Origin of the sequence: Paenibacillus sp. 4624 (assembly GCF_050435065.1) — a bacterium.
Taxonomy (GTDB): domain Bacteria; phylum Bacillota; class Bacilli; order Paenibacillales; family Paenibacillaceae; genus Paenibacillus; species Paenibacillus amylolyticus_D.
Map to the genome: position 1 here is coordinate 13,304 of NZ_JBNDJR010000025.1, position 22,659 is coordinate 35,962.

Sequence of the window (22,659 nt, forward strand, 5' to 3'; positions counted from 1 at the left end):
TTTCTCAGATTCAGTGACATTAAAAGCGCTTACTTATTTTCCAGTCAATAAGGGATATAGAACTGACCTAACCAAGCTTTGATGACTCACATGTTTACTCAATTTGGTACTAACGTTTAAGTCTATCAAGCAGCGTACAAGTTTTTGTAAGTGCTTTCACAGTTGAATCATAATATCTAAAAAATACCTTGTCAATAGCTAATTACAAAAATCTAAAACGGTTTCACTAAAACGTTTTCTGTATAAAACAAACCCGATAGTTCAGGTTTGATTTCATTTTTGAAGTGGACAAGTCTGTACTACTTCAACACTAATCAGCGTTCCACAAACGAACGCGATTTTGAATTAAAACGGTATATTGTTTTTCCATTTTTTCTGCTCCCGCCTGGTTCAGCTCAGCGATCAAGCCATCATAAATGGCATCAAATTGATCTGGAGAACTTAGGACAGCTTCGGGAATCCGTTTGCGAATAATATCCTGTGTTTTCTGGAAAATGACATTATAATCCGAGTCCCCGGGTGTAGGCATGTTATAAGCTGCTCCCCAAGGTTTCACCGCGAATTCCTCTTCATTTGGAAACAGGTCCTTCCAAGTGGATGCCCCATATGCCTGTAAGGTTTCTTTCTCCGCTTGAGTATATGAAGCCTGAATCTGTTCAGGGAAATTCGTCGTATAGTAATTATTCGTCGAGTCTTTTACACCATCCCCATATCGTCCAGACATATTTTTATAAAGTCCAATGCCAGACTCTCTCTGGAAGGCAGAAGCATGGTTTGTTTTTTGCTCCTGAACTGCTGCAGGAATTACACGTGTGCCATCCTTGATCTCGTAATGCTGGCCTTGGATGCCCCAGTTCATCAAGATCTGGCCTTCTTCGGAAGCCAAATAATCAAAAAACTGGATGGTACGCACCGGATCAGGGTTTGAAGTCGTTATGCCTATCCCCCAGCCCGATACAAATCCTGTATCCTGAAAAGAATGATCTTTCATGTCTTCGGACAACGTCACCGGAAAATGAGAATAGGTTGCTTCCGCTTTACCCGCTGATTTTAATGCGTCCTCAGCGTCGGCATATCCCCAATCCTGATCAATGAGACCCAGTACGCGTCCACTCGCTATCTTGGATTTATACTGATCTGATTTTTGTACAAAGCTTTCCTGATCGAGCAAACCTTCGTTGTACATATGGTTCAACCAGCGGAAGTACTCCTTTTCCTCTGGGCGTTTATAATGCAGCTTCGCTTCATAGGTGACCGGGTCAATGTAGTATTCGCCGTCATCCGGCGCGCCTGTTGCCAGAAACGCAGGATTCGTAACGGTGATCATGATTCTCCAGTTGTCAGCATCCAGCGTTAACGGAATGGTCGGCTGACCATCCGTCATGGGGTGTTTCTCGCTGTAAGCTCGCAATATATTTTCATAATCCTGAAGTGTACGAACCTTGGGGTATCCCAGCTCTTTGAGCACACGATGCTGAATACCGAATCCCCCGCCGGCATCAAAATACTTCTGGTCCACCGCATAATACGTTGGCAATACATAAATAGACTGATCCTCGTTGCTGTATTTCAACCGATTCATGGAATTACCATATAGCTTCTTTAGGTTGGGAGCGTGTTGTTCAATCAGGTCTGTCAGGTCGAGCATCGCTCCAGCATCAACCAGCTTGCTGAGTTCCCCTTTGGGAGAAACGATATCTGGATAGTCTCGACTTGCTGCCATCAGGGATATTCTGTCTTGTCCCCCGCTAACGGCAAATTCACCGTTCAGGGTGATGCCTGTTTTGGCTGTAATGACCTTGCCCACTTCATCCTTCATGCCATTCCAGTTCGGACTCGGATCAACACTGAAAAAATCGAACGTAAGTGGAGATGGCGCTCCGCTTGTATTCGTAAGTGACGTTTTACCGTCAACGCCTCCATCACAGGCTGTAAGCAAAAGTAAAGCCAGAACAGGCGCCAGTGCGACCTTCATTTTGAAACTGGACATAATGGTATTCCTCCCTATTTCATACGTCTGTCTTATACGGAACTGTTCTGTTCCTCTCTTAGCTTCATGAATATCCCTGCGCTGCCGCAACAACTTAAAAAATTATAGCGTATGGCAGCAGTCGGGATACCCTGAGCTTCTCTATATAAGTACTCTATTATAGGTTTACAATCCATTATTAGGCCAGTCTTTACATCTGTACCACGGTCTATGCTTTTACTGCACCAAGCGTCATCCCGCCAACAAAATACTTTTGCAGGAATGGATACACAATCAGAATTGGAACGGTAACGACGATCGTAATCGCCATTTTGATCGACTCTGGAGAGATTTGAGTCATTTGCTGTGCCATATCATTCGCATTCCGTCCGGCTCCCGAACCTTGTTGTGTACTTTGCAATACTTTCATCAACTCATATTGCAACGTCGTCAGATGTGCTTTCGAGCCGTTATACAGATACGTATCGAACCAAGCATTCCACTGACCTACTGCCAGGAACAAAGCAATCGTTGCGAGTACCGGCTTACACAGCGGCAGAATGATCCGGTAATAGATTTTGAAATCATTCGCACCGTCCAGCTTCGCTGATTCCTGCAAAGCATAGGGCAGACCGTCAATGAATGAACGGATGATAAATACGTTCCAGGCACTGATCATACCAGGCAATACGTATACCCAGAATGTACCGATCAGGTTCAGGTCACGCATCAGGATGTATACCGGAATCAAACCACCCGAGAAATACATCGTAAGCGCCAGTGTTGTGGATACAAATTTCCGAAGACCGAAGTCAGGTCTACTGAGCGTAAAGGCAATCATGGAAGAACTGATCAGACCAAGCAGTGTACCTACGAGCGTACGCATAATGGAGATTTTCAAGCCTTGGAGCAAACCTTCATACTGGAAGATCGTCTGATAGTTCTGTAATGTAAATTCACGAGGCCATAAGTAAATTCCGCCGCGTACCGTATCTGCTGAGTTGTTCAGTGAGATCGCCAGTACGTTAAGGAATGGATAGAGTGTTACAATCAGCACCATGGTCATCGCGAGGATATTGAATATATCGAACACTTTATCGCCCCGTGTGGCATTGAATGTTTTGTTCGCCATAATGTCTCCCCCTCCCTACATGATGCTTTCTTTGGTGAATTTTTTGAACAACCCGTTAGCCGTAAACAGAAGGATGATACTGACAACAGAGTTGAAGATACCTATCGCTGTACCGTACGAGAATCGACCCATATTCAAACCGTAATTGAGTGCGTAGAGGTCGAGGACTTCCGAGTAATCCAACACCAGACTGTTCTGTAGCAAAAATTGTTTCTCAAACCCGATACTGATCAGATGTCCGATCGACATGATGAACAATACAGAGATCGTCGTCCGGATACCTGGCAGTGTAATATGCCACATCTGTCTAAAACGGTTTGCACCGTCTACACGGGATGCTTCATACAATTCTTGGTCGATACCCGTGATGGCCGCCAGATAGATGATCGCATTCCAGCCCGTTTCCTTCCACATATCTGAAGCGGTTACAATGTACCAGAACAGATTCCCTTTGGCCATAAACTGAATAGGCTGATCAATAATATTGAGACCGATGAGCAGGTCATTAATAATGCCACCATCCGTGGACAGCATCTTGGTAATAATCCCCGCGACAACAACCCAGGATACAAAGTGAGGCAGATACGATACGGTTTGCACAGCCCGCTTGAAAAACATACCTTTCATCTCATTCAAGAGGATCGCGAAGAAAATCGGCACGATAAAACCGACAACCAGTCCCATCAAGCTCATCGCGAGTGTATTTCGAAGCACCAGATAGAACCTGTCATCACTGAACAATTCTACAAAGTGTTTAAAACCAACCCAGTCCTGTTCACCGAACGATCTGGCCGGTTTATAGTTTTGAAAAGCCATCGTCCATCCCCACAGCGGAAGATAGTTGAATACAAAAACCCAGGCAACGAATGGCAATGACATGAGATAAAGATATTTCTGTTGTTTCATTCTGTCCCAAACTCCGTTCCGCCTTGGCTTCAATGGCGGTTTGGGGTCACTGTTTCTTTTCGCGGAAGCGGATTTTTTTGTTAGCGTTTCCATCTCCGTTCCCCCTCCTCTGTTTTTATAAAATAATCATAATCGATAGAGCGTTTTCAAAATACCATCTGGATTTTAGAGAAAATCATATAAAAATTAGATATCCCCCTCTAAAATAAGACATTTATCCGTTAAAATTAGAGATATTAAATACTTATTAGTGTTACAAAATCTATATGAAGTAAAAAATAACTTTTTTAACTAAAATCCGAAAACGTTTTTTAGAAATCGTTTACTTCACATGTTACACATCAAAAAAAGAGACCTGGATAGGTCTCTTGAGTGTCTTGATTCGTGCAGTCTACAGTGTACAGCATGGACAAACCTTTGCTTATACGGGGAATTACATGGACTATCTATAATTTGCTCCCGTACCATCGCGGGTTATTCATCTTCATTGTCATGGTGATTCGTTACTCTCGTGTGAGATTGCGATCTGGATTGTTTATATGCCGAAGGGGATTCGCCGACGTATTTCTTGAATTTACCGTGAAAATAGTCCACATTGGCATATCCCACTCTTGAAGCCACCTGATGAACCTTTAACCCTTCATCAAGCAATACTTTTGCTTTCTCAATCCGAACTTTATCCAGAAAGGCGTTAAAAGATTCGCCCGTGTGATTCTTGAACAATTTCCCCAGATAACTGCTATTGTAGTTAAACACCTCGGCCAGAACCTCCAGCTTCAGATTCTCCCCCGGATTACGCTGAATAAAATCAATCATCTGTTTCATCACCGTATCCGTACTGCCACCACCCATGCGATGAATCAGACGATTCAAATGCTCCGCCGCCATCGCTTTCAGATCAGCCATCGTGAACTGATGATAGACTTCATTAATCAGCACGGAATGATCCTGCATAATGGATTGCATGTGCTGATTCGCTGCAGCAAGTTTGTTGAAAGCGAGCGAGAACACTTGAGAGAATGCCGTTTTGATTGCCTGCTCCGTCCAATGATAGGGAATCAGGCGCTCCTCCATCTCTCCAAGCACACGCATAACAGATTCACTGCTGCGAATATCCAAGGCATAATACAGCTTGTCCGCCAGTTCAACTTCATCAGGCTCTTGAACGCCGTCTGCTTCGACTCCCATACCGTTACTCTCCGCACTTGAAGGAGAAAGCCTCCCTTCATCCCAGCGTTTGATCCGTTGCTCTGTGAACAGGAACCGTTCTGCCATAAGGCTGCTTGCCTGTGTGTATGATCTGGCAATCTCCGCAGTAGACTGTACCGGTTCTCCAGCAGAAGCGTACATGTGAACATTCCATTCTTCGAGTAATGTTTGCAGTTCATCATAGAGATTCTGTGAAGAGGTATTCTGTGTAACCGCTTCTTTGATCAGTAACCCCAAGCCGGAATGATATGAAAATACGATACCTCTATTCTTCTGATCGAATGCTTCAATCAGTTTGCGTTTCATTTCATTCCCCCGCTGCAGATCCAGCGTTGCATGAATTTCCAGCAAAATCACTTGATACTGTGGCCAATGAAGTCCAAGGCCGTCCTCTTCCTTGCTCCCCTTACCTTGTAAAGAGTCATATAACAGTGCCTCGATCTGATGTTCTCTGTATGCCGTATCTTCTCCGGCGTAGCGAGCCTGCGTTTCCTGTTCCTGATGAAGCTGTCCCGCAATTCGCTCTAGTTCAGCGATGATCTCTTCTTCGTCAACCGGCTTCAGCAGATAACCATCCACGCCGAAACTAATTGCTTTCTTGGCATAATCAAAGTCAGCATAACCGCTCAAAATCAGAAAATGTGCGTCAGGTTCATGCTGGCGGATCTCTTCGATGACTTCCAGGCCAGTCATGCCTGGCATCCGTATATCAATAATGGTCAGGTCCGGCTTGATTTCGTTGAAACAGGCGATGGCCTCGCGCCCGCTTCCGGCTGTAGCCATGACCTGGAAGCTGTATTTTTCCCAATCGATAATCGTGGTCAATCCCTCGCGAATGCTTGGTTCATCGTCTACCAACAATACTTTATACATGCTGGTTCCCTCCTGCTGGCAAGGTGAAAGAAACCTCTGTTCCTTCCCCGTACACACTGTTAATCTGTAATCCGGCATTTTCCCCGTACGTCAACGTCAAACGCTGATGCACATTGCGCATGCCAATCCGGCTCTTCTCCTCTTCTTCAGGACCGCTGACAAACTGCATCACTTCTGCAAGTCGTTCCGGCGTGATGCCCGCTCCATCATCTTTCACTTGTACCCTGACCATGCGTTCTACCATACAAATCAGAATATGCACCCGCACGGTTCCTTCTTTGTTTTCCAGTCCATGCACAATGGCGTTTTCCACAATCGGCTGAATAATCAAAGGCGGGATATACATCCTCTCCACCTCAGGGTCAAGATGAATCTCAAAGGCTAATCTATCCCCGTACCGAAACTTCTGAATCTCCAGATAGGAACGCACCATTTCCAGTTCTGCCCGAAACGTTGTTTTGCCGCTGCCAATCTCCAGGCTTTTCCGCATCAGCTTGCCAAGCAACCTGACAATATTCGCAATCTCCGCTTCTCCCTTGATATGAGCCTTCATGCGAATGGATTCAAGCGCGTTAAACAAAAAATGAGGATTAATCTGGCTGGCCATCATTTTCAGTTTAATCTCTTTTTGGGCGATTTCCAATTGGTTGTTCTGCTCCGTTGTCTCGACCACCTGGGTCATCAGTTCGTTGATGCTTTTCACCATGTAGTTGAACTGACGTGATAATTGTCCAATCTCATCGTTCCCGTCAATGCGCGAAGTGACGTTCAAATCTCCAAGAGCCAGCTTGTTCAGATGTTTACTGAGGCGCAGTAGCCGGTTCGAGGTGAGAAACGAAATAATGTACACCAGCAGCAGCGCAATCACCAGCACCATAGTAATAAAAATCATGCCGATCTGGCTAATCTGGTTGGCATCTTTCACGATATTTTTGGTCGCAAACACCGAGATAACCTTTAGCTTGTTAAAGCTTGATCCCGGCCCCAGTTCATCAATGACAATATTCGAGGGTTCCCCCTGAAAATCAGCTTCAATGGTGCCCTTAGGTTGACTCTGGAGGTCTACACCAAAATCAAGCTCATCCAGCGTTTTCCCGACCAGGTCGGTATTTTTGGCTGCAACAACGTAACCCTGCTCATCCGTAATCAGTGTCTCGAACTGTTCCTGACGCAGCAAACCGTTAAGTTCTTCCTGATTGATTACGATCATGAGCACACCTTCGGTCTTATATTCGGCAAAAGGAACTTTACGCACCAGACTGAGCCGGTGAACCGGATTGTCTTCGTTGCCAGGGATATAAAACCAGCCAATGCTCGTTGTTTTCAGCGCTTCTTTATACCAGTAACTCTGCTTGGTTCGTTCATTGACCGGAATAAATTCAAGATTGTTGATCAATGTCGGGTTCGTCGAGTAAAAACGTATCCCTGCAATTTCCCGATAAAGCCTTCGATATTCCTGAAAATCTTTATACGCGAGGTAAGCCGAGGTCAGTTCCACCACACTCTTGTACTGTCGATTCACGATCTCCTTGAGATCGGTGTTAAACATGAGCAAGTTGGATATGTCTGTAGGCACGCGAAGCATCGTTGCCGTCTGGCTTTTAATTTTATCCACATTGATGATCGTTTGCCCAATGGCATTATCCAGCGCTTGCTGACGAAAATAACCGGTCACTGCGAGACCGATAATCAGGACGGGAACCATGACAACAAGCACGTAGGAAATGAGCAATTTATGCTTTAATTTGAGATCATTTGTAATACGAATCAGCCGTTTTAACATATCCGCACCTTCCGTCATCTTGTATAAGCGCTTACAACTTGCGATCATCCGATGCAGATCATTCTCACCTGCGCATCCATCATACCACATAAATGCAGCGTTCGATTTGACATTAAAGTGGAGATATGGATTGAGTTCCTATTGATTAGAACCATGGATGGGATTTAATAAAACATGGTCTACGCTAAAAAGACACTTCCATGATTGGAAGTGTCTCTTCATTAAATCTAACGTTAGATTTAACATTTTTATCTGATATTGTTCTTAAACTTTAAGTTATATTAAAGCTTTTTAAGGACGTGGTGTGCTTACGCCGTTGAGAATCAACTTCGGATGAATATCTGCGCTCAGTGATGCGGAAACGGCGCAGTATTTCTCTTCAGCCATTTGGATGGCTTTCCAGATCCGGTAATCCGGGATGTCCCCGTCCACTTTGAAGATCAAGTCAATGGACGTAAAACCTTTGGGCATATCCTCGCTCCGTGTGCCTTGTGCTTCAATCTCAATCGAATCGATCTTGTCCAGAAAAGCATCCAGAATCATCGTAATATCGATTCCCATGCAACCGCCAAGGCCAGCGAGCAACAATTCCATCGGCGTAGCGCCTTGGCTGTCACCGCCATATGCCGCTGTGGCATCCATGCCTACAGCATACCCTGAGGGTCCTTCGGAGGTAAACGCGCGTTTTCCCTTCCATACTGTTGTTACATTCATGATGTTTTCCTTCTTTCTATATAGTGTTTACACACACGCTCCGATGACAGAATAACCTTCCCATCACCGGGCAATTTAAAACTCGGTAATCTGCCGCAGGAACTGGCGTGTACGCTCTTGCGCCGGATGTTCGAAAAAGGCCTCCGGGCTTGCCGTCTCTACAATAGAACCGTCCGCCATAAAGACAATTTTGTTCGCCACGTTCCGGGCGAATTTCAGCTCGTGTGTCACGACCAGCATCGTCATGCCTTCCTGCGCCAGCTCTTTCATCACCGACAGCACCTCTCCAACCAGTTCGGGGTCAAGGGCTGAGGTCGGCTCGTCAAACAGCATCACTTCCGGTTCCATCGCCAGTGCCCGTGCAATGGCTACGCGTTGCTGTTGTCCACCGGATAAACGGGAAGGATACGCATCCTGCTTATCCGACAGACCTACACGATCCAGCAAAAGCCGTCCGCGCTCGGCGGCTTCGTCCCGTTTTATTTTTTTCACCGTCACAAGACCTTCCATGACATTACCAAGCACGGTCTTGTGCGGATACAGGTTAAACTGCTGGAATACCATGCCGGTCTGGCGACGAATCTCCAGCACCCGGGCACGCTGAACGCGTAGCGGATCTGCGCTGTTTACCACAATGCCGTTTACTTCGATCTGTCCGCCGGACAACTGTTCGAGTCCATTAAGACAGCGCAGCAGTGTACTTTTGCCTGAGCCACTGGGACCCAGCAAGACAACTATATCTTTGGCATCCACATGCATGTCGATATTGGTGAGCACTTCATGATTTTGAAAACGTTTGGTTAGTCCAGTTGTAGTAATCACCCGGTTCTCTCCCCCTTTAGTAAGCCCGGGCCAGCCGGCGCTCCACTTGTTCCAGAATGGCCGAGAAGCCGATGCTCATGATCCAGTAGATCACGCCGATTGCCAGATAAAATGGCATATTGAGCGCATACTGCGAAACCAAAAGCTGTGCAGAACGCAACAGTTCGGTAACGCCAATAGCAGCAACTAGCGATGTTTCCTTGAGCATGCCAATAAAGGTATTCCCCATCGGTGGAATGGCAATGCGAACAGCCTGCGGGAAAATGATCCGTCTCATCGCCTGAGCCGGAGTCATACCCGTAGCGTATGCCGCTTCTGTTTGCCCTTTGGGTACAGCTTGAATCGCACCGCGGAACGTTTCCGACAGGAACGCTCCTGCGTTCAGACTGAGACCAAGACAAGCGGCCGTTAGCGACCCGAGGGTTACGCCATAATCTACAAGCCCGTAATAGATAACGAATAATTGCACCAGCAGCGGGGTTCCCCGCATAATGGATACATAAAATCTGGCGATCAGCCTTAGCCACATCGGTCCTTTAAGCCTAGCAATAGCTACAAGCACCCCGATGATAAAGGCAAAAAACATGGAGATCACCGTAACATACAGCGTATAATAAGCCCCCTTCAGAAAGAAGGGGATATTTTCGAATATCAGTTCCATGGATCAAACTTCCCTTCGCCTTGCCGGTTCATTATTGCGCAGGCTCTTCACCAAACCATTTTTTGAAGATTGTATTGTACGTGCCGTCATCCTTCATGCCTTTCAGTGCATCGTTCAGTGCCGCTACAAGTTCAGGGTTGTCCTTACGCACCGCGATACCTGCCTGGTCACTCTTGATTGCTTCGCCAACAGCTTTAATTTTGAATCCATTCGCATCTACAATGGGCTTCAAAGCATACAGGTTGTTGATCGTTGCATCGATCCGTCCCGCGTTCAGGTCTTTCAGAGATGAGATAACATCATCATACGTTTTGATTGTAAAATCTCCGACTTTGGGCAACACTTCGTTGCGCAGGTACGTTTCATCGTTTGTGCCCAAACCTACACCGATCGTTTTGCCTTTGAAATCTTCCAGTTTCGTAATATCGTTGTTGTCTTCTTTGACAATGATTTTGACTTGGTTTGTGATGTACGGATCACTGAAATCCAGCACTTTTTTACGATCGTCCGTAATCGTCATTTGGCTGATAATCGCATCCAGCTTTTTCGCTTGCAGACTTGGTGTCAGACCGGAGAACTCCTGGGATACAAATTCAACCTTAACGCCGAGACGCTTCGCCACTTCACGTGCGATATCCGCATCAAATCCGTCCATTTCTTTCTTGTCGTTCAGGAAGTTGTATGGACGATACGTACCCATCATGCCGACCTTAATGACACCTGCTGATTTGATCTGTTCCAGTTCGTTGCCACCAGACTGTGCTGCATTATTTGTGTTGCCATTCTCCGCCGCTGGTTTGCTGCCGCACGCACTCAGTACGAGCACAACCATGAGCAGAATCGCGGTGATAGACCACCCTTTGCGGATTTTAGTTCCATATGTGTTATTCATAACGTTAACTTCCTCTCATTCATCTTATGTTCTCTTGGTGATTCCATTATTCCCTGTGGCTGGCTTAATCATGTGAAGAAGTGTATAACTGTGAATCCTTCCTGTCTCTTTTGCCTGAAAAATAAAGCCCCAGGCCTTGCCTACATTATGTGCCGAGCAGTCCGTAAAACTCAAAACTCGCCGCTTCAGCTGCCAACGCAGCAGCGCTCATCTCCGCGAAACGGCTGTGCAGCTCCTCTGAGCCAAACAACCATCGCGAGATCATGCCCTCGATCATGCTTACAAGCAGTGCCGCACGCAGGGGTACATTCATGTCTGCCGGCAACATCCCCAGCTCGATAGCTCGCTCCATATTGTGGCGGAACGCTGTCTCCACCGCATTACGGGTCTCTTCAACTAGCCTCTGGACGGATTCCTCGGTCACGATCCCCTTAAGCAACAACTCCATGAAATATCGATTCTGCGCAGCAAAGGTGAACAAGTTTGTAAACAGCTTCTCCGAGGCCTTCACCATATCTTCAACCGAACCGGCATCCTTTCGATACCCTTGCCCGATTGCTTCAAGTAGTTGTTCTCTGCCCGTTAACAAAATCTCGGAAGCAATGGCTTCCTTGCTCTTGAAGTGCCAGTAAAAGGTGCCTTGAGCGACTCCAGCTTCGCGAACAATATCAGAGATTTTCGTCTGATGATACCCTTGAGTTGCGAATCGTTCCATCGCTATACGAATAATTTGGTCCCTTCGTTCTTCTCCGGGTCCCAAACCGTTAACTTTGGCCATGCTTTTTACCCTCCCGATTGATCAGTCAGTCAGTTAATGTATATCCTATGGGATAACTAGGTTTTTGTCAATATAGTTTTAAACAACAGGTTACAAGCATAGAGTTGAAGTGAGAGGCAATTCTGAGCATAATAGAGAATAGTCTTGTTCGAAAGGACAGACATCGTTATAGCAGGACAAGCCTTATGGCTGTCATCTGCATTTCAAGGAGGAAGAGAATTGGACTTTATATCATCCATTATTATGGGCATCATCGAAGGTTTGACTGAGTTTTTGCCCGTGTCCTCTACCGGACACATGATTCTGACAGCTCACCTGCTGGGTCTATCAGAGGACAACGAGTCAGTCAAAACGTTTGAGGTGGTTGTCCAGCTTGGTGCTGTACTGGCTGTTGTTGTACTGTACTGGAACAAATTCATTGATATGTTTCGCTTCACTGGGGGCAAACGGCCGTATTCCCGCCGCCTCAATCTGGGACATATCATTCTGGCGATGGTTCCTGCTGTTGTCATCGGACTTGTGTTCCGGGACTGGATCAAGGCTCACTTGTTTGGTCCGCAAACCGTACTGTACAGCCTTGTTATCGGTGGTATATTGATGATCGTAGCTGAACGCTGGAGCCATAAGAGCTCACGGATTACCACACATGACGTTGACGATATTACCTACAAACAAGCTTTTGCTGTGGGTATGTTTCAGATTTTGGCGTTGTGGCCAGGCTTCTCCCGTTCCGGCTCTACGATCTCGGGCGGCTTGTTTGCCGGAATCAGCCGGGTGGCTGCGGCAGAGTTCACCTTCCTTGTGTCCGTTCCAATTATGATTGGTGCCACGGGATATGATATGTACAAGAGCATCGATCATCTGAACAGCGATGATTTTCTCATCTTTGCGATCGGATTTATCGCTGCGTTCATCGTTGCCATGCTGGCGATTAAGACATTCCTGTCTATTTTGAAAAGATTGAGCCTGACTGTCTTCGCTGTGTACCGCTTTGTACTGGCAGCTGTATTCTTTGTGATCTTGATGATGTAATGGATATCCATTGAACAAACTGAGTTCAGTTTACACCTCTCACTCCGATGACAGAATAACCTTCCAACCGCTGTTATCCCCAGATTTTTTGATTCCCTTTTCCCAAGGGGAAAATCCGGTGATAAGCGTATGCTTCCGATGTAGCTTTCTTTCAGAAAGCTTTCAGGCGGCCGCTTCGCTTTTCAGGTTTTTTCTGTCCTCTCCGTTTCTGTGTAAACACCGTTCAATTCTTATCAACCATCAAACAGATCCGTTGATTTAATTGGAAATGGCGGCCCTGTCTTCCTCACGGAAGTAGGGCCGCCATTTTGCCATTACTTATATGTACATGTACCATCATATTTCTATGGCATGTTCAGGAAGTTAGATCGTTACTCCCATCGATCGGCCTGAATGCTTCTTTGTCTTCTTCGCTCCTTGAGTCTCCCTAGCCATCGATATCTATTCAGCTTCTGTTCATGTAACATTTGTTTAACACCCATCATCAACAAGTGATATCGACGGTCGTCATTGTGGCTTAGTTGGTGCATCTCATCTATAATCTCTCTGCTCATGCGGCTCTTGTTCACTCCAATATTCAGTTTGTTCTATTAAGTATAACGAACGATACTGAACAAATTCTAAACAAGATTTTTACTGCTGCTGTCCAAACAATTGCAATGCCGTTTCCACAAATAAGCGCGAAGCTGGAGAAGCCTCCGTAAAGGAAGGTACAGCAAGCTGAACTGGACGATAGGCTTTTGGCTCCGTTGGCAGAGCTCTGACACCAGGTGGAAGCCAGGATAGCGAAATGGCAGGTAATATGGCTGTTCCCAATCCTTGTTCGATCATGTTTAGGCACGTATTGACATTATGAACAATAAAGCCGATGCTAAGCTCTGCTTCCGCACGGGCAAACAGATCTACAATAGGCATCTCATAACCACCGTTACAAATAATCATTGACTGCCCGCTTAGCCGTTTCACATCCAGTATGTCCTGATCAACAAACGTCTCGTCCTCACGAAATACCGCAAGCATCTCTTCGTTGTACAGCGGCATCGTTTCATAGTTTAGTTCTGCCGCCTCCTGCTCCGTTGCAATCATTAAAGCAACATCAATTACACGCGAATTCAGCCACTGCTGAATCTCCACAATATTGCCTTCGTGCAGCTCGAATTCGATCTGCGGATAACGATCACGGATAGATCGGATAATTTGAGGCAGTAGATGAGCCGAGGACATCGGAAAAGAACCGATGCGAATGGTTCCAATCTCCAGCCCTTTCTCCGCAGCAACGACTTGTTGTACCTTATCATATTGCTGTAAAATCCTGCGGAAAATGACTAATATTCGTTGCCCTACATCCGTCAGTATAATACCGTTACGTCGGTCTCGAATGATGAGCGAAACATCCAGTTCATTCTCCAGTGCGGAGATGGCACGGCTCACCGCAGGCTGCGTCATATTCATCTCTTGGCCAGCTCGTGTGAAACTTCTCGTCTCGGCTATTTTAATAAATAACTGCAATTGTGAATTGTTCATAACAGTTCTGGTATGCTCCTCATAAATAACATGCATTTCAATTATTATGTTTGTTATTGTATCATGGTGAACACGGACGATCAACGACTGGCAAATACAATAGCCAAAGAACATTCGAATGGGTTGATACAGATGAAAAGCTGTACTGTACTTTGCGGTTCAACAGACTTTTCCATATAACTTGAAGGAGAGATAATCTATGGCTTTATCACGTTCAAAAGCAGGCTGGATCTTGGCCTTTCTGGTTCTCATGTGGGGGATCAACTGGCCGCTGACCAAATACGCATTAAACTATACACCGCCCCTTCTGTTCGCAGGCATGCGGCTGCTAATTGCCGGACTGGTTCTTGGTTTTTATGCATTTCCGCGGTACAAAACACTTCAATTTCGGAAAACATGGTATATTTACGCCATCTCTGCCGCACTTAACATCATTTTCTTTTACGGTTTCCAGACGGTCGGTCTGACCGAAGTGCCTGCAGGATTGTTTTCTTCCATCGTGTTTCTGCAGCCTGTCCTGCTTGGTATTGGAGCATGGCTGTGGCTTGGTGAGACGATGTATACCATGAAAATAATCGGACTCGCGCTCGGCTTTGCAGGCGTAGCAACGATCAGCATCGGTGGCATGACTGGCAAAGTGTCCCCTGAAGGTGTCATGCTGGGATTGTTCAGCGCCATCAGTTGGGCAGCAGGCACGATCTATATGAAAAAAACTTCAGCCAAGGTGGACGGAATCTGGATGACAGCCATTCCAATTATCATTGGCGGTATAATCCTAACTTTAGCGGGAACCGCCACAGAGAACTGGAATGAGGTACAATGGGTTCTACCTTTTGTGATCGATATGCTGTTCATCTCCGTATTTGTCATTGCTCTCGGCTGGCTGGCCTTCTTCAAACTAGTCAGTTCCGGGGAAGCCAGCAAAGTAGGCTCCTTCACCTTTCTGATTCCACTGATTGCACTGCTGTGTAGTGTGTTATTTCTAGGAGAATCCATCACCATCAATCTGATTGCTGGACTGGTCATGATTATTGCAAGCATTTTGCTTGTAAACCTCAAGTCAAAAAGAAGTAAACTTGTTCAACTGTAACGCCAACGAAGCGATCACAATCAAAAACCCCTGCTTTGTCATAAGACAGGCAGGGGTTTTGCTAAGCATCAGTTTACACTTTGGATTCAAGGGTCTCCAGGTACTCCGAGATTTGTGCAGGGGTTTTTGCCCATTTGCTGTGAAGATGTGCAAGCTTCTTGCCGTTCTGGAACACCAGCAGGCTTGGAATGCCACGTACACCGTTCTCTTCAGCAAAAGGCTGGAACTCTTCTGCATCCAGCGCATAAAACGTTTTGTCTGTATGCTGATCAATCACGTCACCGATGAACCGATCCAGGTTTTTGCAGTCCGGGCACCAAGTTGTATCAAATTTAATGACCGTCATGCCGTCGGAGTTAATCAGGTCGCGGTATTGCTGTTCACTTTGAATTCTTTCCATATCTATTCTCTCCTTATGTCGTTCTAGTTAATGGTTGTTCTTTGTGTAGAAATGATTCAGTTCATTGTTCAGGCTTCTTATCTTGTACTGCTTCTACCTGTTTTTATTGTACCTTAAATAGTTACATTTGAAAACAGGCAACCCACCCATTAGCGATGCTGCGTGTAACGGTTGGCAGGGCTCTGTTCCCGTATGGCCTGAATCTCCGCAGTGGTGAGCGAAGCCGATGAAGCAGCAGCAATGTTATGCAGCAATTGTGTTCTGGAGCTGGCTCCGGGAACGACAGCAGCAACGGCAGGATGCGCAAGTGCATAACGTATTGCCGTCTGCGCCATGCTGCGATCATCTGTGACCAGTCCAGCCAGGCCTTGGCGAATGTGATGCAACTGCTCTGGCGTGTAATCCAAATATCCTTTATCCGCCTTCGCTGTTCCCGATGCTGCCAGTACACCGCTGGCAACCGGACCACGAGCGATGACACTGATTTCTTTTTGCTCAAGTAAAGGTAAAACTTCCTCTTCAGCACGGCGATCAAGCACACTGTATTGGTTCATTACGCTGACAATGGATGATTTCTCTACATACTCCCGAATCACGTTAGGGCGAATGGAAGAGATGCCGTAGTATCGGATAAGTCCTTCCTTCTTCAACTCCTCGAACGCTTCAATGGTCTCAGCGATTGGATCATCGAGCGTTCCTCCATGAAGCTGATACAGATCAATGTAATCGGTCTGCAGTCGTTTGAGGCTTTCATGCACAGCCTGTTTAATATAAGCTTTGGACGGGTCCCATGACCAGCCCTCTTTGCCAGGAATGCGGCGGTTCCCCACTTTGGTTGCCAGAATGACTTGATCCCGGCGCCCTTTGATCGCTTGTCCCACGATCTCTTCGTTCCGTCCGGCATCATACAGATCGGCTGTGTCCAGCAGATTAACCCCAAGATCCAGCGCTTCGTGAATCAGTTCCACCGCAGGTTTCAGTTCCGTTCCGAGCGACATACAGCCCAGTCCGATCTCCCCCACCATCAATTCCGTAGTGCCCAAACGATTTTTCTTCATAGAAGTGCCCATTTGACCTTTATCCACAAGCGCCTCTCCTCTCCATACGTTCTGCAAGTATTTATTGTATCATTCTTCATGGAAAAAATCGCATAGTGTGCAATCCCCCGTGACGCTCAGGCATCACATCAGAAAAACCCGGAACGATCGTCCCAGGTCTCTTTGATGTTGCTCGCCATATGCGTTTGCAAGTAGCAAGTACATGCAAGCACTTTTATGTTTACTTTTATGTTTACTTTTATGTTTACCTTTGTGTAACTCAAGTTATTCGAGGTATTGCTTAGTTTCTCCACTCTTGATTGCTAACCTCCACCCGCGGTCTAGCGGTACGGGCTGAAGATGATCCGTTCTTTTTCACCATATTTGATACGGTACTAATGACTTTGTCCCTTGCCTGTTTATTCCTCATCAGATACGTCACGCCAGCTCCAATCGCTGTCATGAGCAATTTGCGTTTCGACATGTAACTCTCCTCCTTCTGGATTCATGTACATCGTGTTCTTGTTTGAGTTTTACCCGATTTAGCGCAAACGAAACGATCCCCAAGCTCGCTTGTAAAAATAAAATGCTTCCTCCCAACTGGCACACCCTGATGTTTCGATTCGGCACTACAAAAAAAGATGATCACCGAAATAAAGAATGGTTCGGTGATCATCTTTTGCTTGGTTATTATGCTCCGTGACGTGAGCCTATATAAGCGATACAGGACTTTGTTTTGAATCCAATATGAGCTTATTAGGCATCAAATGGTTTCATATGTTTTATTAAGCTACTGTTGACCTAAACACTCGTCATCAATCAGATGGTCGGGCCACCTGACTCATCTCTTCATGCTTGTAAGTTGAGCCATCGGCGGTCAGATAAAAATGACCGGTCGGGTGCAGTTCTTCGTTCAACTCATAGACCAGCGGAATGCCTGTCGGGATGTTGAGCGCCATCACGTCAGCTTCGGACAATTGGTCCAGATGCATGACAAGTGAACGGAGCGTATTACCATGCGCGGAGATCAGTACCCTTTTTCCCGAAGAAACCATCGGTTTAATCTCTGCATCCCAGTACTCCAGTACCCGCTTGGACGTATCCATTAAATTCTCTGTACGCGGGATGGTGCAACCAAGGCGCTTGTACTTGTCCAGATCCTGCACATATCTATCGTCATCCTCACCCAGAGCTGGCGGGGAAACGTTAATGGAACGACGCCATTCGTGAACCTGATCTTCCCCATATTTCATAGCCGTTTGCTGCTTGTTTAGTCCTTGTAGCGCACCATAGTGGCGCTCGTTCAGCTTCCACGTCTTCTCAATCGGAATCCACATCAAGTCCATCTCATCCAGCGCTATATCCAGTGTACGAATGGAACGTTTCAATACCGATGCGTAGGCACAGTCAAAATCAAACCCCTGCTCTTTCAGGATTTTCCCGGCCTTACGCGCTTCACCGTACCCGTCCTCGGTCAGATCCACGTCCGTCCAACCCGTAAACCGGTTTTCCACGTTCCACATGCTCTGTCCATGGCGAATCAACACTATTCTGTACATCACGTGACCCCTCCCTTCCTTGGATACATCCCCCACAGAACCAGCATACTTATACATCCTTAGCAGTCTGCCTAATGGTGGATATAGCTCATTCTAAGCATTCTAAGCTCATTCATTTCAGCTCAGTTTTAAAATATTCATCATACGAATCCTTCATGGTATAAAAGAACTCAAAAATCAATAATACGGTGCCATCATCAAATAAACAACTACACCTGTAGAACTGACATACAACCAGATTGGCATCGTCCAGCGTGCGATTTTCCGGTGTTTCTGCAACTGGTTTGTCCAGCCCCATACGAGCGTAAAGAGCGCAAGTGGCACAATCAGGGCAGCCAGAATGCTGTGTGTGATCAAAATAAAGAAGTAGATCGAACGAACAATACCTTCGCCACCAAACTTGGATGTTTCCGGAGACAGATAATGGAACGTCAGATACGTCACCAGGAACAGCAACGTGGTTGAAAATGCTGCCAAAATAAAGCGTTTATGCAGCTTGACGTTACGTTTGATAATGGCAATCAGCGCAGCCAGCAAAAAGATAAAGGTGAAGCTGTTAAACACGGCATTAAAGCGTGGCAACACGGTGATGTCGAACGTAACCTCACCTTTGTAGCCAATCGAGGGTGCGAAAAACAATAACAAGATGATAACGTTAGCAAGAATGGAGATGGTAATAATGATACCTGCAAAATTTTTATTACTGGTCGGGGTGATCTGATTCGATGATGTGTTCAGATTCCCTCTGTCCTTTTTAGCCAATGCAAAATCCTCCTCATATCCTAACTTTCTGTGTTCTATATCATTATATCGCGGCAAATCAGGGCTGTTAAGTGACAACACTCTGAACAAAAACAGGTTGTCCTTACGTATAAATGCCCGTTTTAGGATGTTTTCATGCCTCTTCGAGCGAGTATGATTTTACCCGAGTCTTAAACTGTGGTATAATTAATGCACTTAATCACATACGCGTCGACTATGGAGGAGCCTGTCACCAAGGGCCCCTCTTTGTCTTTTACAGGCATGGAACGGTAACTTGTTATCGTTGTTCCGTGCCTTTTGTTTGTTCAAATTGGGTGGAACAGGGATGTTTTCCCTTGGAAAGGATATTCTAAGGTTGCCGCAATCAGAGAGGAGAAACCATCTGTGGAATTTATTTTAGTTCTTGCCCTTATTTTGATCTTCACCAAACTGGCCGGTGATCTCTCCGTTCGGTTAGGCCAGCCATCGGTGCTGGGTAAACTTATTGTGGGTGTTGTCATTGGGCCTGCCCTGCTAGGCTGGGTGGATAAAAGCGATTTTGTGCATTATATGGCCGAGATCGGGGTATTACTGCTTATGTTCATCGCCGGTCTGGAAACCGACCTGGAGCAATTAAAGAAAAACTGGAAGGCCGCTTTCGCTGTGGCGGTGGGCGGAGTCATTTTACCTTTTATCGGAGGATATGGTTCGGCAATAGCTTTTGGGATGTCCCAGACACACGCGCTGTTCTTCGGCCTGTTATTCTGTGCCACCTCGGTAAGCATTTCCGTGCAAACCTTGAAGGATATGAACCAGCTTGGTTCACGTGAGGGTACCACCATTCTGGGAGCAGCGGTAGTGGATGATGTGCTCGTCGTTGTACTGCTCGCTGTCATGATGAGTGTACTCGGAACAGGTGGCGGTGATGTTTCCATTGGCTGGCTTATTGGTAAAAAGCTGTTGTTCTTCGTCATCATCATTGCAGCAAGCTGGCTGCTTGTACCACGAATCATGAAATGGATGGCTCCGCTGCGGGTTACAGAAACGGTCATTACAGCAGGACTTATCGTCTGCTTTGGCTTCTCTTATTTTGCAGAATGGATGGGTGTTGCAGGTATTATCGGTGCATTTGCGGCAGGCATCGCAATTTCTCAAACTGGATTCAAGCATGAAGTGGAGCAAAAGGTGGAACCGATCGCGTACAGTATATTTGTACCTGTTTTCTTCGTTAGCATTGGACTGAATGTAACTTTTGAAGGCGTAGGCTCACAGATTGGCTTGATCATCGTCATCAGCATCGTTGCTGTTGTCACCAAGCTTCTTGGCGGCGGGGCAGGAGCCCGTTTGACTGGTTTTGATCGTTCTTCTTCAATTGCCATCGGGGCAGGCATGATCTCCAGAGGGGAAGTTGCGCTTATTATTGCCTCGACTGGACTTGCATCAGGTTTACTTGATGCTGAATATTTTACCAGCGTTATCATTATGGTCATCGTCACCACACTGGTCACACCACCACTGCTCAAAATCACGTTTGCCCGTAAAAAAGGTGAACAACGTGTAGAACAAGGGATTGAGGATTCTCATCTGAACGGGTGAGGTGCACGGTACGTGAAAGATATTAACCTGTGAAATCCTACTTGTGTCAGGCATAGGATTCCCCAAAAATGGTGATATTCCTGAATGCAAGTTTGATATACAGATCGTATGATTTGTGGCTAAATCATTTAATTTGTATAAGCGTTGCCCTTGATACTTGGTGTGAGCTATACTTGTGTGAGACACCGAATTTAGAGTCATCTGGATGCTCAGCCTTTTGACTGGGCCTGCTACTGTCATAGCATCTAATTGGTCGTGAAGCACACGCCGCTTTGTTCATTTTCTACTCTTCCTATGAGGATGATGGAAATGGATAGAGCGGCTTTTTACATTTCCTCTAACTTTTCTAGGAGGTTTTCATGCCATGAGTACAATAAGTCAAAATTTTGATGAGGCATATGAAGAATGGATCAAAGTGCTACTCGCAAAAGAAACCAACCCCCGCGTTCGATCGCGGATTGAACATGGGCTTGAACACGGTACATTGGAATTTTTGCGTTCCGTCTGGTTCCCCGTGATGAAAAATTTCAACCACTTACATCCCGAATGGGAAGTTCGAGATTTTCACAACGGCTATCGTTACTTGGATCTTGCATACTTACCAGGGAATGGTGTGAAGGGTGGTATTGAGATTCAGGGTTACGGGCCTCATGCTCGAGATCTTGATGTGAGACGTTTCAAAGATCTATGCTGGCGACATTGTCTGCTAACGTTAGATGACTGGATTTTTTTGCCGATTGCTTACCTCTCCATTCGAGACGAACCTAAACAGTGTCAACAGTTGATGCTAGCGTTTAAGGGTAAATTTATGGCTTCAGATGCGCCCGCCGCCCTGAACTGGTTGGATGCTGAGGCCGTACGGTATGCGAGACGTATAATACGGCCGTTTACACCTTTGGAATTGGCAACACATCTGCGTATCTCTGACGTACATACGAGAAGGGTTCTCCGCAACCTGTTGGAGCAACAAATAATATATGTCGCGAGCGGCAATCAGCGATATCGCACTTATGCTCTACGAGCGTAAAATGAGCAAGTGCTTGTGGCTCGGATGTGGCTCGGCTACGCAGTCGGATTTCCTGCGTGCAGTTTTAGCACGTGTCACGTAGACATAGTGAAAGCAGTTCCGTGGTGCGGTGGTTAGGCGTGTTTAGCAGACGTTATTCCATAGCGTGTGTAGTATTGGGACGCGCTTGGCGAGCGTTGTTTCGTGGTTTAGTTATTAGACGCATGTGGCGAACGTTATTCCATCGTGTAACGATTGCGTTTGATTCCGCAGCAACTAATAGTGGATGTGGCATCGCAGTATTTAGGTTTATGTTAATGATTACTTGCTCGTGGCTGATTTATGAGTAAATGGTTCTCTACTGTGTCACGTTAGACGTGTCTCATTATGTGTGAACGTTTCTTAGCAATGTGCTGAGGTATTAGTGCTCCCGATATCCTGCTCTCCACGTCTACATCTAAATGTGATTCCATAGTGGCTCAGTTGGCCATGGTCTCTGATGGCTACACATCATTTCAAAGTTTTTTAGCTGTGGATGATGAACCGGCCGTAGTCTTGCGCGAAACTTATGAGCAGAAATTTTCTAACGATCACCAGAGACGCTATTTGGCGTATATCGTACCTTTTTATTTTCTAACGATCTCAGGAGAGCTTATTTCGGTCATTTGATGTGAAAACAGGCCTACTTTATGTGTTTTTGCTGAAATAAGCTCCCTGGTGATCGTTAGAATTTCAAAGAGCTCAAAATCGTGCAAATAAGCTCATCTGTGATCGTTAGAAATGTTGGAGTATTGGTTGTATGGTTTTTAAGTAGTTTACACATACTTGCTCCACCACTGAGTTGGGTTGGGTTGGGTTGGGTTGGGTTGGGTTGGGTTGGGTTGGGTTGGGTTGGGTTGGGTTGGGTTGGGTTGGGTTGGGTTGGGTTGGGTTGG

The 22,659-nt window shown here is 46.1% G+C and carries 21 protein-coding genes; 4 read left to right on the forward strand and 17 right to left on the reverse strand.

The features are described from left to right. Window positions 1-310 precede the first annotated feature (310 nt). The 10 genes from ABIE27_RS30295 to ABIE27_RS30340 form a co-directional block, all read right to left on the reverse strand. On the reverse strand, window positions 311-1,990 hold the full coding sequence (locus tag ABIE27_RS30295; RefSeq protein WP_123065896.1) for an ABC transporter substrate-binding protein: 1,680 nt from the start codon (window positions 1,988-1,990) through the stop codon (window positions 311-313). 208 nt (window positions 1,991-2,198) lie between these two features. Then, entirely contained in the window at window positions 2,199-3,101 is a 903-nt protein-coding gene (locus ABIE27_RS30300; RefSeq protein ID WP_090924952.1) for a carbohydrate ABC transporter permease, read from the reverse strand. Window positions 3,102-3,116: 15 nt separating this feature from the next. Further along, window positions 3,117-4,100, reverse strand: coding sequence for an ABC transporter permease (locus tag ABIE27_RS30305; RefSeq protein ID WP_123065897.1), 984 nt, complete (start codon window positions 4,098-4,100; stop codon window positions 3,117-3,119). 381 nt (window positions 4,101-4,481) lie between these two features. Then, the gene (locus ABIE27_RS30310; RefSeq protein WP_161556993.1) at window positions 4,482-6,089 is read right to left on the reverse strand and encodes a response regulator transcription factor; all 1,608 of its coding nucleotides are present in this window, start codon (window positions 6,087-6,089) and stop codon (window positions 4,482-4,484) included. Then, entirely contained in the window at window positions 6,082-7,872 is a 1,791-nt protein-coding gene (locus tag ABIE27_RS30315) for a sensor histidine kinase (RefSeq protein ID WP_123065982.1), read from the reverse strand. Before ABIE27_RS30315 ends, ABIE27_RS30310 begins: the two co-directional genes overlap by 8 nt. Before the next feature lie 291 nt (window positions 7,873-8,163). Continuing rightward, a complete protein-coding gene (locus ABIE27_RS30320) occupies window positions 8,164-8,586 on the reverse strand; it encodes an OsmC family protein (protein ID WP_090924948.1) in 423 nt (140 codons plus the stop codon). Window positions 8,587-8,661: 75 nt separating this feature from the next. Next, window positions 8,662-9,408: an amino acid ABC transporter ATP-binding protein gene (locus ABIE27_RS30325; protein ID WP_429352179.1), complete on the reverse strand. Its 747-nt coding sequence runs from the start codon at window positions 9,406-9,408 to the stop codon at window positions 8,662-8,664. A 16-nt stretch (window positions 9,409-9,424) separates the two neighbouring features. Further along, window positions 9,425-10,069: an amino acid ABC transporter permease gene (locus tag ABIE27_RS30330; protein ID WP_123065900.1), complete on the reverse strand. Its 645-nt coding sequence runs from the start codon at window positions 10,067-10,069 to the stop codon at window positions 9,425-9,427. Between the two features lie 31 nt (window positions 10,070-10,100). Further along, window positions 10,101-10,961, reverse strand: a complete 861-nt coding sequence (locus tag ABIE27_RS30335) for a transporter substrate-binding domain-containing protein (RefSeq protein ID WP_123065901.1) — start codon at window positions 10,959-10,961, stop codon at window positions 10,101-10,103. A gap of 145 nt (window positions 10,962-11,106) precedes the next feature. After that, the gene (locus tag ABIE27_RS30340; RefSeq protein WP_429352180.1) at window positions 11,107-11,739 is read right to left on the reverse strand and encodes a TetR/AcrR family transcriptional regulator; all 633 of its coding nucleotides are present in this window, start codon (window positions 11,737-11,739) and stop codon (window positions 11,107-11,109) included. A gap of 243 nt (window positions 11,740-11,982) precedes the next feature. Here ABIE27_RS30340 and ABIE27_RS30345 point away from each other — a divergent pair, with 243 nt between their 5' ends. Beyond that, window positions 11,983-12,771 carry an undecaprenyl-diphosphate phosphatase gene (locus ABIE27_RS30345; protein ID WP_240037061.1) on the forward strand — a complete coding sequence of 263 codons (789 nt, stop codon included), beginning with the start codon at window positions 11,983-11,985 and terminating at the stop codon, window positions 12,769-12,771. 633 nt (window positions 12,772-13,404) lie between these two features. Here ABIE27_RS30345 and ABIE27_RS30350 read toward each other — a convergent pair. Next, window positions 13,405-14,295 carry a LysR family transcriptional regulator gene (locus ABIE27_RS30350; RefSeq protein WP_123065905.1) on the reverse strand — a complete coding sequence of 297 codons (891 nt, stop codon included), beginning with the start codon at window positions 14,293-14,295 and terminating at the stop codon, window positions 13,405-13,407. Between the two features lie 199 nt (window positions 14,296-14,494). Between ABIE27_RS30350 and ABIE27_RS30355 the strand changes: the two genes are divergently transcribed. Next, window positions 14,495-15,385 (forward strand): DMT family transporter, encoded by an 891-nt coding sequence (locus ABIE27_RS30355; RefSeq protein ID WP_123065906.1) that lies wholly within the window; start codon window positions 14,495-14,497, stop codon window positions 15,383-15,385. A 73-nt stretch (window positions 15,386-15,458) separates the two neighbouring features. Here the strand turns inward: ABIE27_RS30355 and ABIE27_RS30360 are convergent, their stop codons facing one another. The 5 genes from ABIE27_RS30360 to ABIE27_RS30380 all read right to left on the reverse strand — a co-directional run bounded on the left by ABIE27_RS30360 (window position 15,459) and on the right by ABIE27_RS30380 (window position 19,143). Next, on the reverse strand, window positions 15,459-15,785 hold the full coding sequence (locus tag ABIE27_RS30360; protein WP_123065907.1) for a thioredoxin family protein: 327 nt from the start codon (window positions 15,783-15,785) through the stop codon (window positions 15,459-15,461). Window positions 15,786-15,934: 149 nt separating this feature from the next. Further along, window positions 15,935-16,843, reverse strand: coding sequence for an aldo/keto reductase (locus tag ABIE27_RS30365; protein WP_429352181.1), 909 nt, complete (start codon window positions 16,841-16,843; stop codon window positions 15,935-15,937). Between the two features lie 280 nt (window positions 16,844-17,123). Next, window positions 17,124-17,306, reverse strand: coding sequence for a hypothetical protein (locus ABIE27_RS30370; RefSeq protein WP_123065908.1), 183 nt, complete (start codon window positions 17,304-17,306; stop codon window positions 17,124-17,126). A 331-nt stretch (window positions 17,307-17,637) separates the two neighbouring features. Further along, window positions 17,638-18,381 (reverse strand): 2,3-diphosphoglycerate-dependent phosphoglycerate mutase, encoded by a 744-nt coding sequence (gene gpmA / locus ABIE27_RS30375; RefSeq protein WP_123065909.1) that lies wholly within the window; start codon window positions 18,379-18,381, stop codon window positions 17,638-17,640. 177 nt (window positions 18,382-18,558) lie between these two features. After that, window positions 18,559-19,143 carry a DUF420 domain-containing protein gene (locus ABIE27_RS30380; protein WP_429352182.1) on the reverse strand — a complete coding sequence of 195 codons (585 nt, stop codon included), beginning with the start codon at window positions 19,141-19,143 and terminating at the stop codon, window positions 18,559-18,561. A gap of 384 nt (window positions 19,144-19,527) precedes the next feature. On the opposite strand from ABIE27_RS30380, the gene ABIE27_RS30385 reads away from it, so the two are divergent. Together ABIE27_RS30385 and ABIE27_RS30390 are read left to right on the forward strand one after the other, a co-directional pair. Further along, the gene (locus ABIE27_RS30385; protein ID WP_123065910.1) at window positions 19,528-20,718 is read left to right on the forward strand and encodes a cation:proton antiporter; all 1,191 of its coding nucleotides are present in this window, start codon (window positions 19,528-19,530) and stop codon (window positions 20,716-20,718) included. Between the two features lie 364 nt (window positions 20,719-21,082). After that, window positions 21,083-21,745, forward strand: coding sequence for a transcriptional regulator (locus ABIE27_RS30390; protein WP_429352183.1), 663 nt, complete (start codon window positions 21,083-21,085; stop codon window positions 21,743-21,745). A gap of 703 nt (window positions 21,746-22,448) precedes the next feature. Here ABIE27_RS30390 and ABIE27_RS30395 read toward each other — a convergent pair. Next, the coding region (locus ABIE27_RS30395; RefSeq protein WP_429352184.1) for a hypothetical protein at window positions 22,449-22,659 on the reverse strand (211 nt) is incomplete at its 5' end.

Coding starts and splice junctions, on each gene's coding strand:
- ABIE27_RS30370 (WP_123065908.1), bottom strand. CDS start 17,306: ATGTCGAAACGCAAATTGCTCATGACAGCGATTGGAGCTGGCGTGACG.
- ABIE27_RS30310 (WP_161556993.1), bottom strand. CDS start 6,089: ATGTATAAAGTATTGTTGGTAGACGATGAACCAAGCATTCGCGAGGGA.
- ABIE27_RS30305 (WP_123065897.1), bottom strand. CDS start 4,100: ATGGAAACGCTAACAAAAAAATCCGCTTCCGCGAAAAGAAACAGTGAC.
- ABIE27_RS30335 (WP_123065901.1), bottom strand. CDS start 10,961: ATGAATAACACATATGGAACTAAAATCCGCAAAGGGTGGTCTATCACC.
- ABIE27_RS30355 (WP_123065906.1), top strand. CDS start 14,495: ATGGCTTTATCACGTTCAAAAGCAGGCTGGATCTTGGCCTTTCTGGTT.
- ABIE27_RS30365 (WP_429352181.1), bottom strand. CDS start 16,843: ATGAAGAAAAATCGTTTGGGCACTACGGAATTGATGGTGGGGGAGATC.
- ABIE27_RS30350 (WP_123065905.1), bottom strand. CDS start 14,295: ATGAACAATTCACAATTGCAGTTATTTATTAAAATAGCCGAGACGAGA.
- ABIE27_RS30390 (WP_429352183.1), top strand. CDS start 21,083: ATGAGTACAATAAGTCAAAATTTTGATGAGGCATATGAAGAATGGATC.
- gpmA (WP_123065909.1), bottom strand. CDS start 18,381: ATGTACAGAATAGTGTTGATTCGCCATGGACAGAGCATGTGGAACGTG.
- ABIE27_RS30345 (WP_240037061.1), top strand. CDS start 11,983: ATGGGCATCATCGAAGGTTTGACTGAGTTTTTGCCCGTGTCCTCTACC.
- ABIE27_RS30320 (WP_090924948.1), bottom strand. CDS start 8,586: ATGAATGTAACAACAGTATGGAAGGGAAAACGCGCGTTTACCTCCGAA.
- ABIE27_RS30330 (WP_123065900.1), bottom strand. CDS start 10,069: ATGGAACTGATATTCGAAAATATCCCCTTCTTTCTGAAGGGGGCTTAT.
- ABIE27_RS30315 (WP_123065982.1), bottom strand. CDS start 7,872: ATGTTAAAACGGCTGATTCGTATTACAAATGATCTCAAATTAAAGCAT.
- ABIE27_RS30300 (WP_090924952.1), bottom strand. CDS start 3,101: ATGGCGAACAAAACATTCAATGCCACACGGGGCGATAAAGTGTTCGAT.
- ABIE27_RS30360 (WP_123065907.1), bottom strand. CDS start 15,785: ATGGAAAGAATTCAAAGTGAACAGCAATACCGCGACCTGATTAACTCC.
- ABIE27_RS30295 (WP_123065896.1), bottom strand. CDS start 1,990: ATGTCCAGTTTCAAAATGAAGGTCGCACTGGCGCCTGTTCTGGCTTTA.
- ABIE27_RS30340 (WP_429352180.1), bottom strand. CDS start 11,739: ATGGCCAAAGTTAACGGTTTGGGACCCGGAGAAGAACGAAGGGACCAA.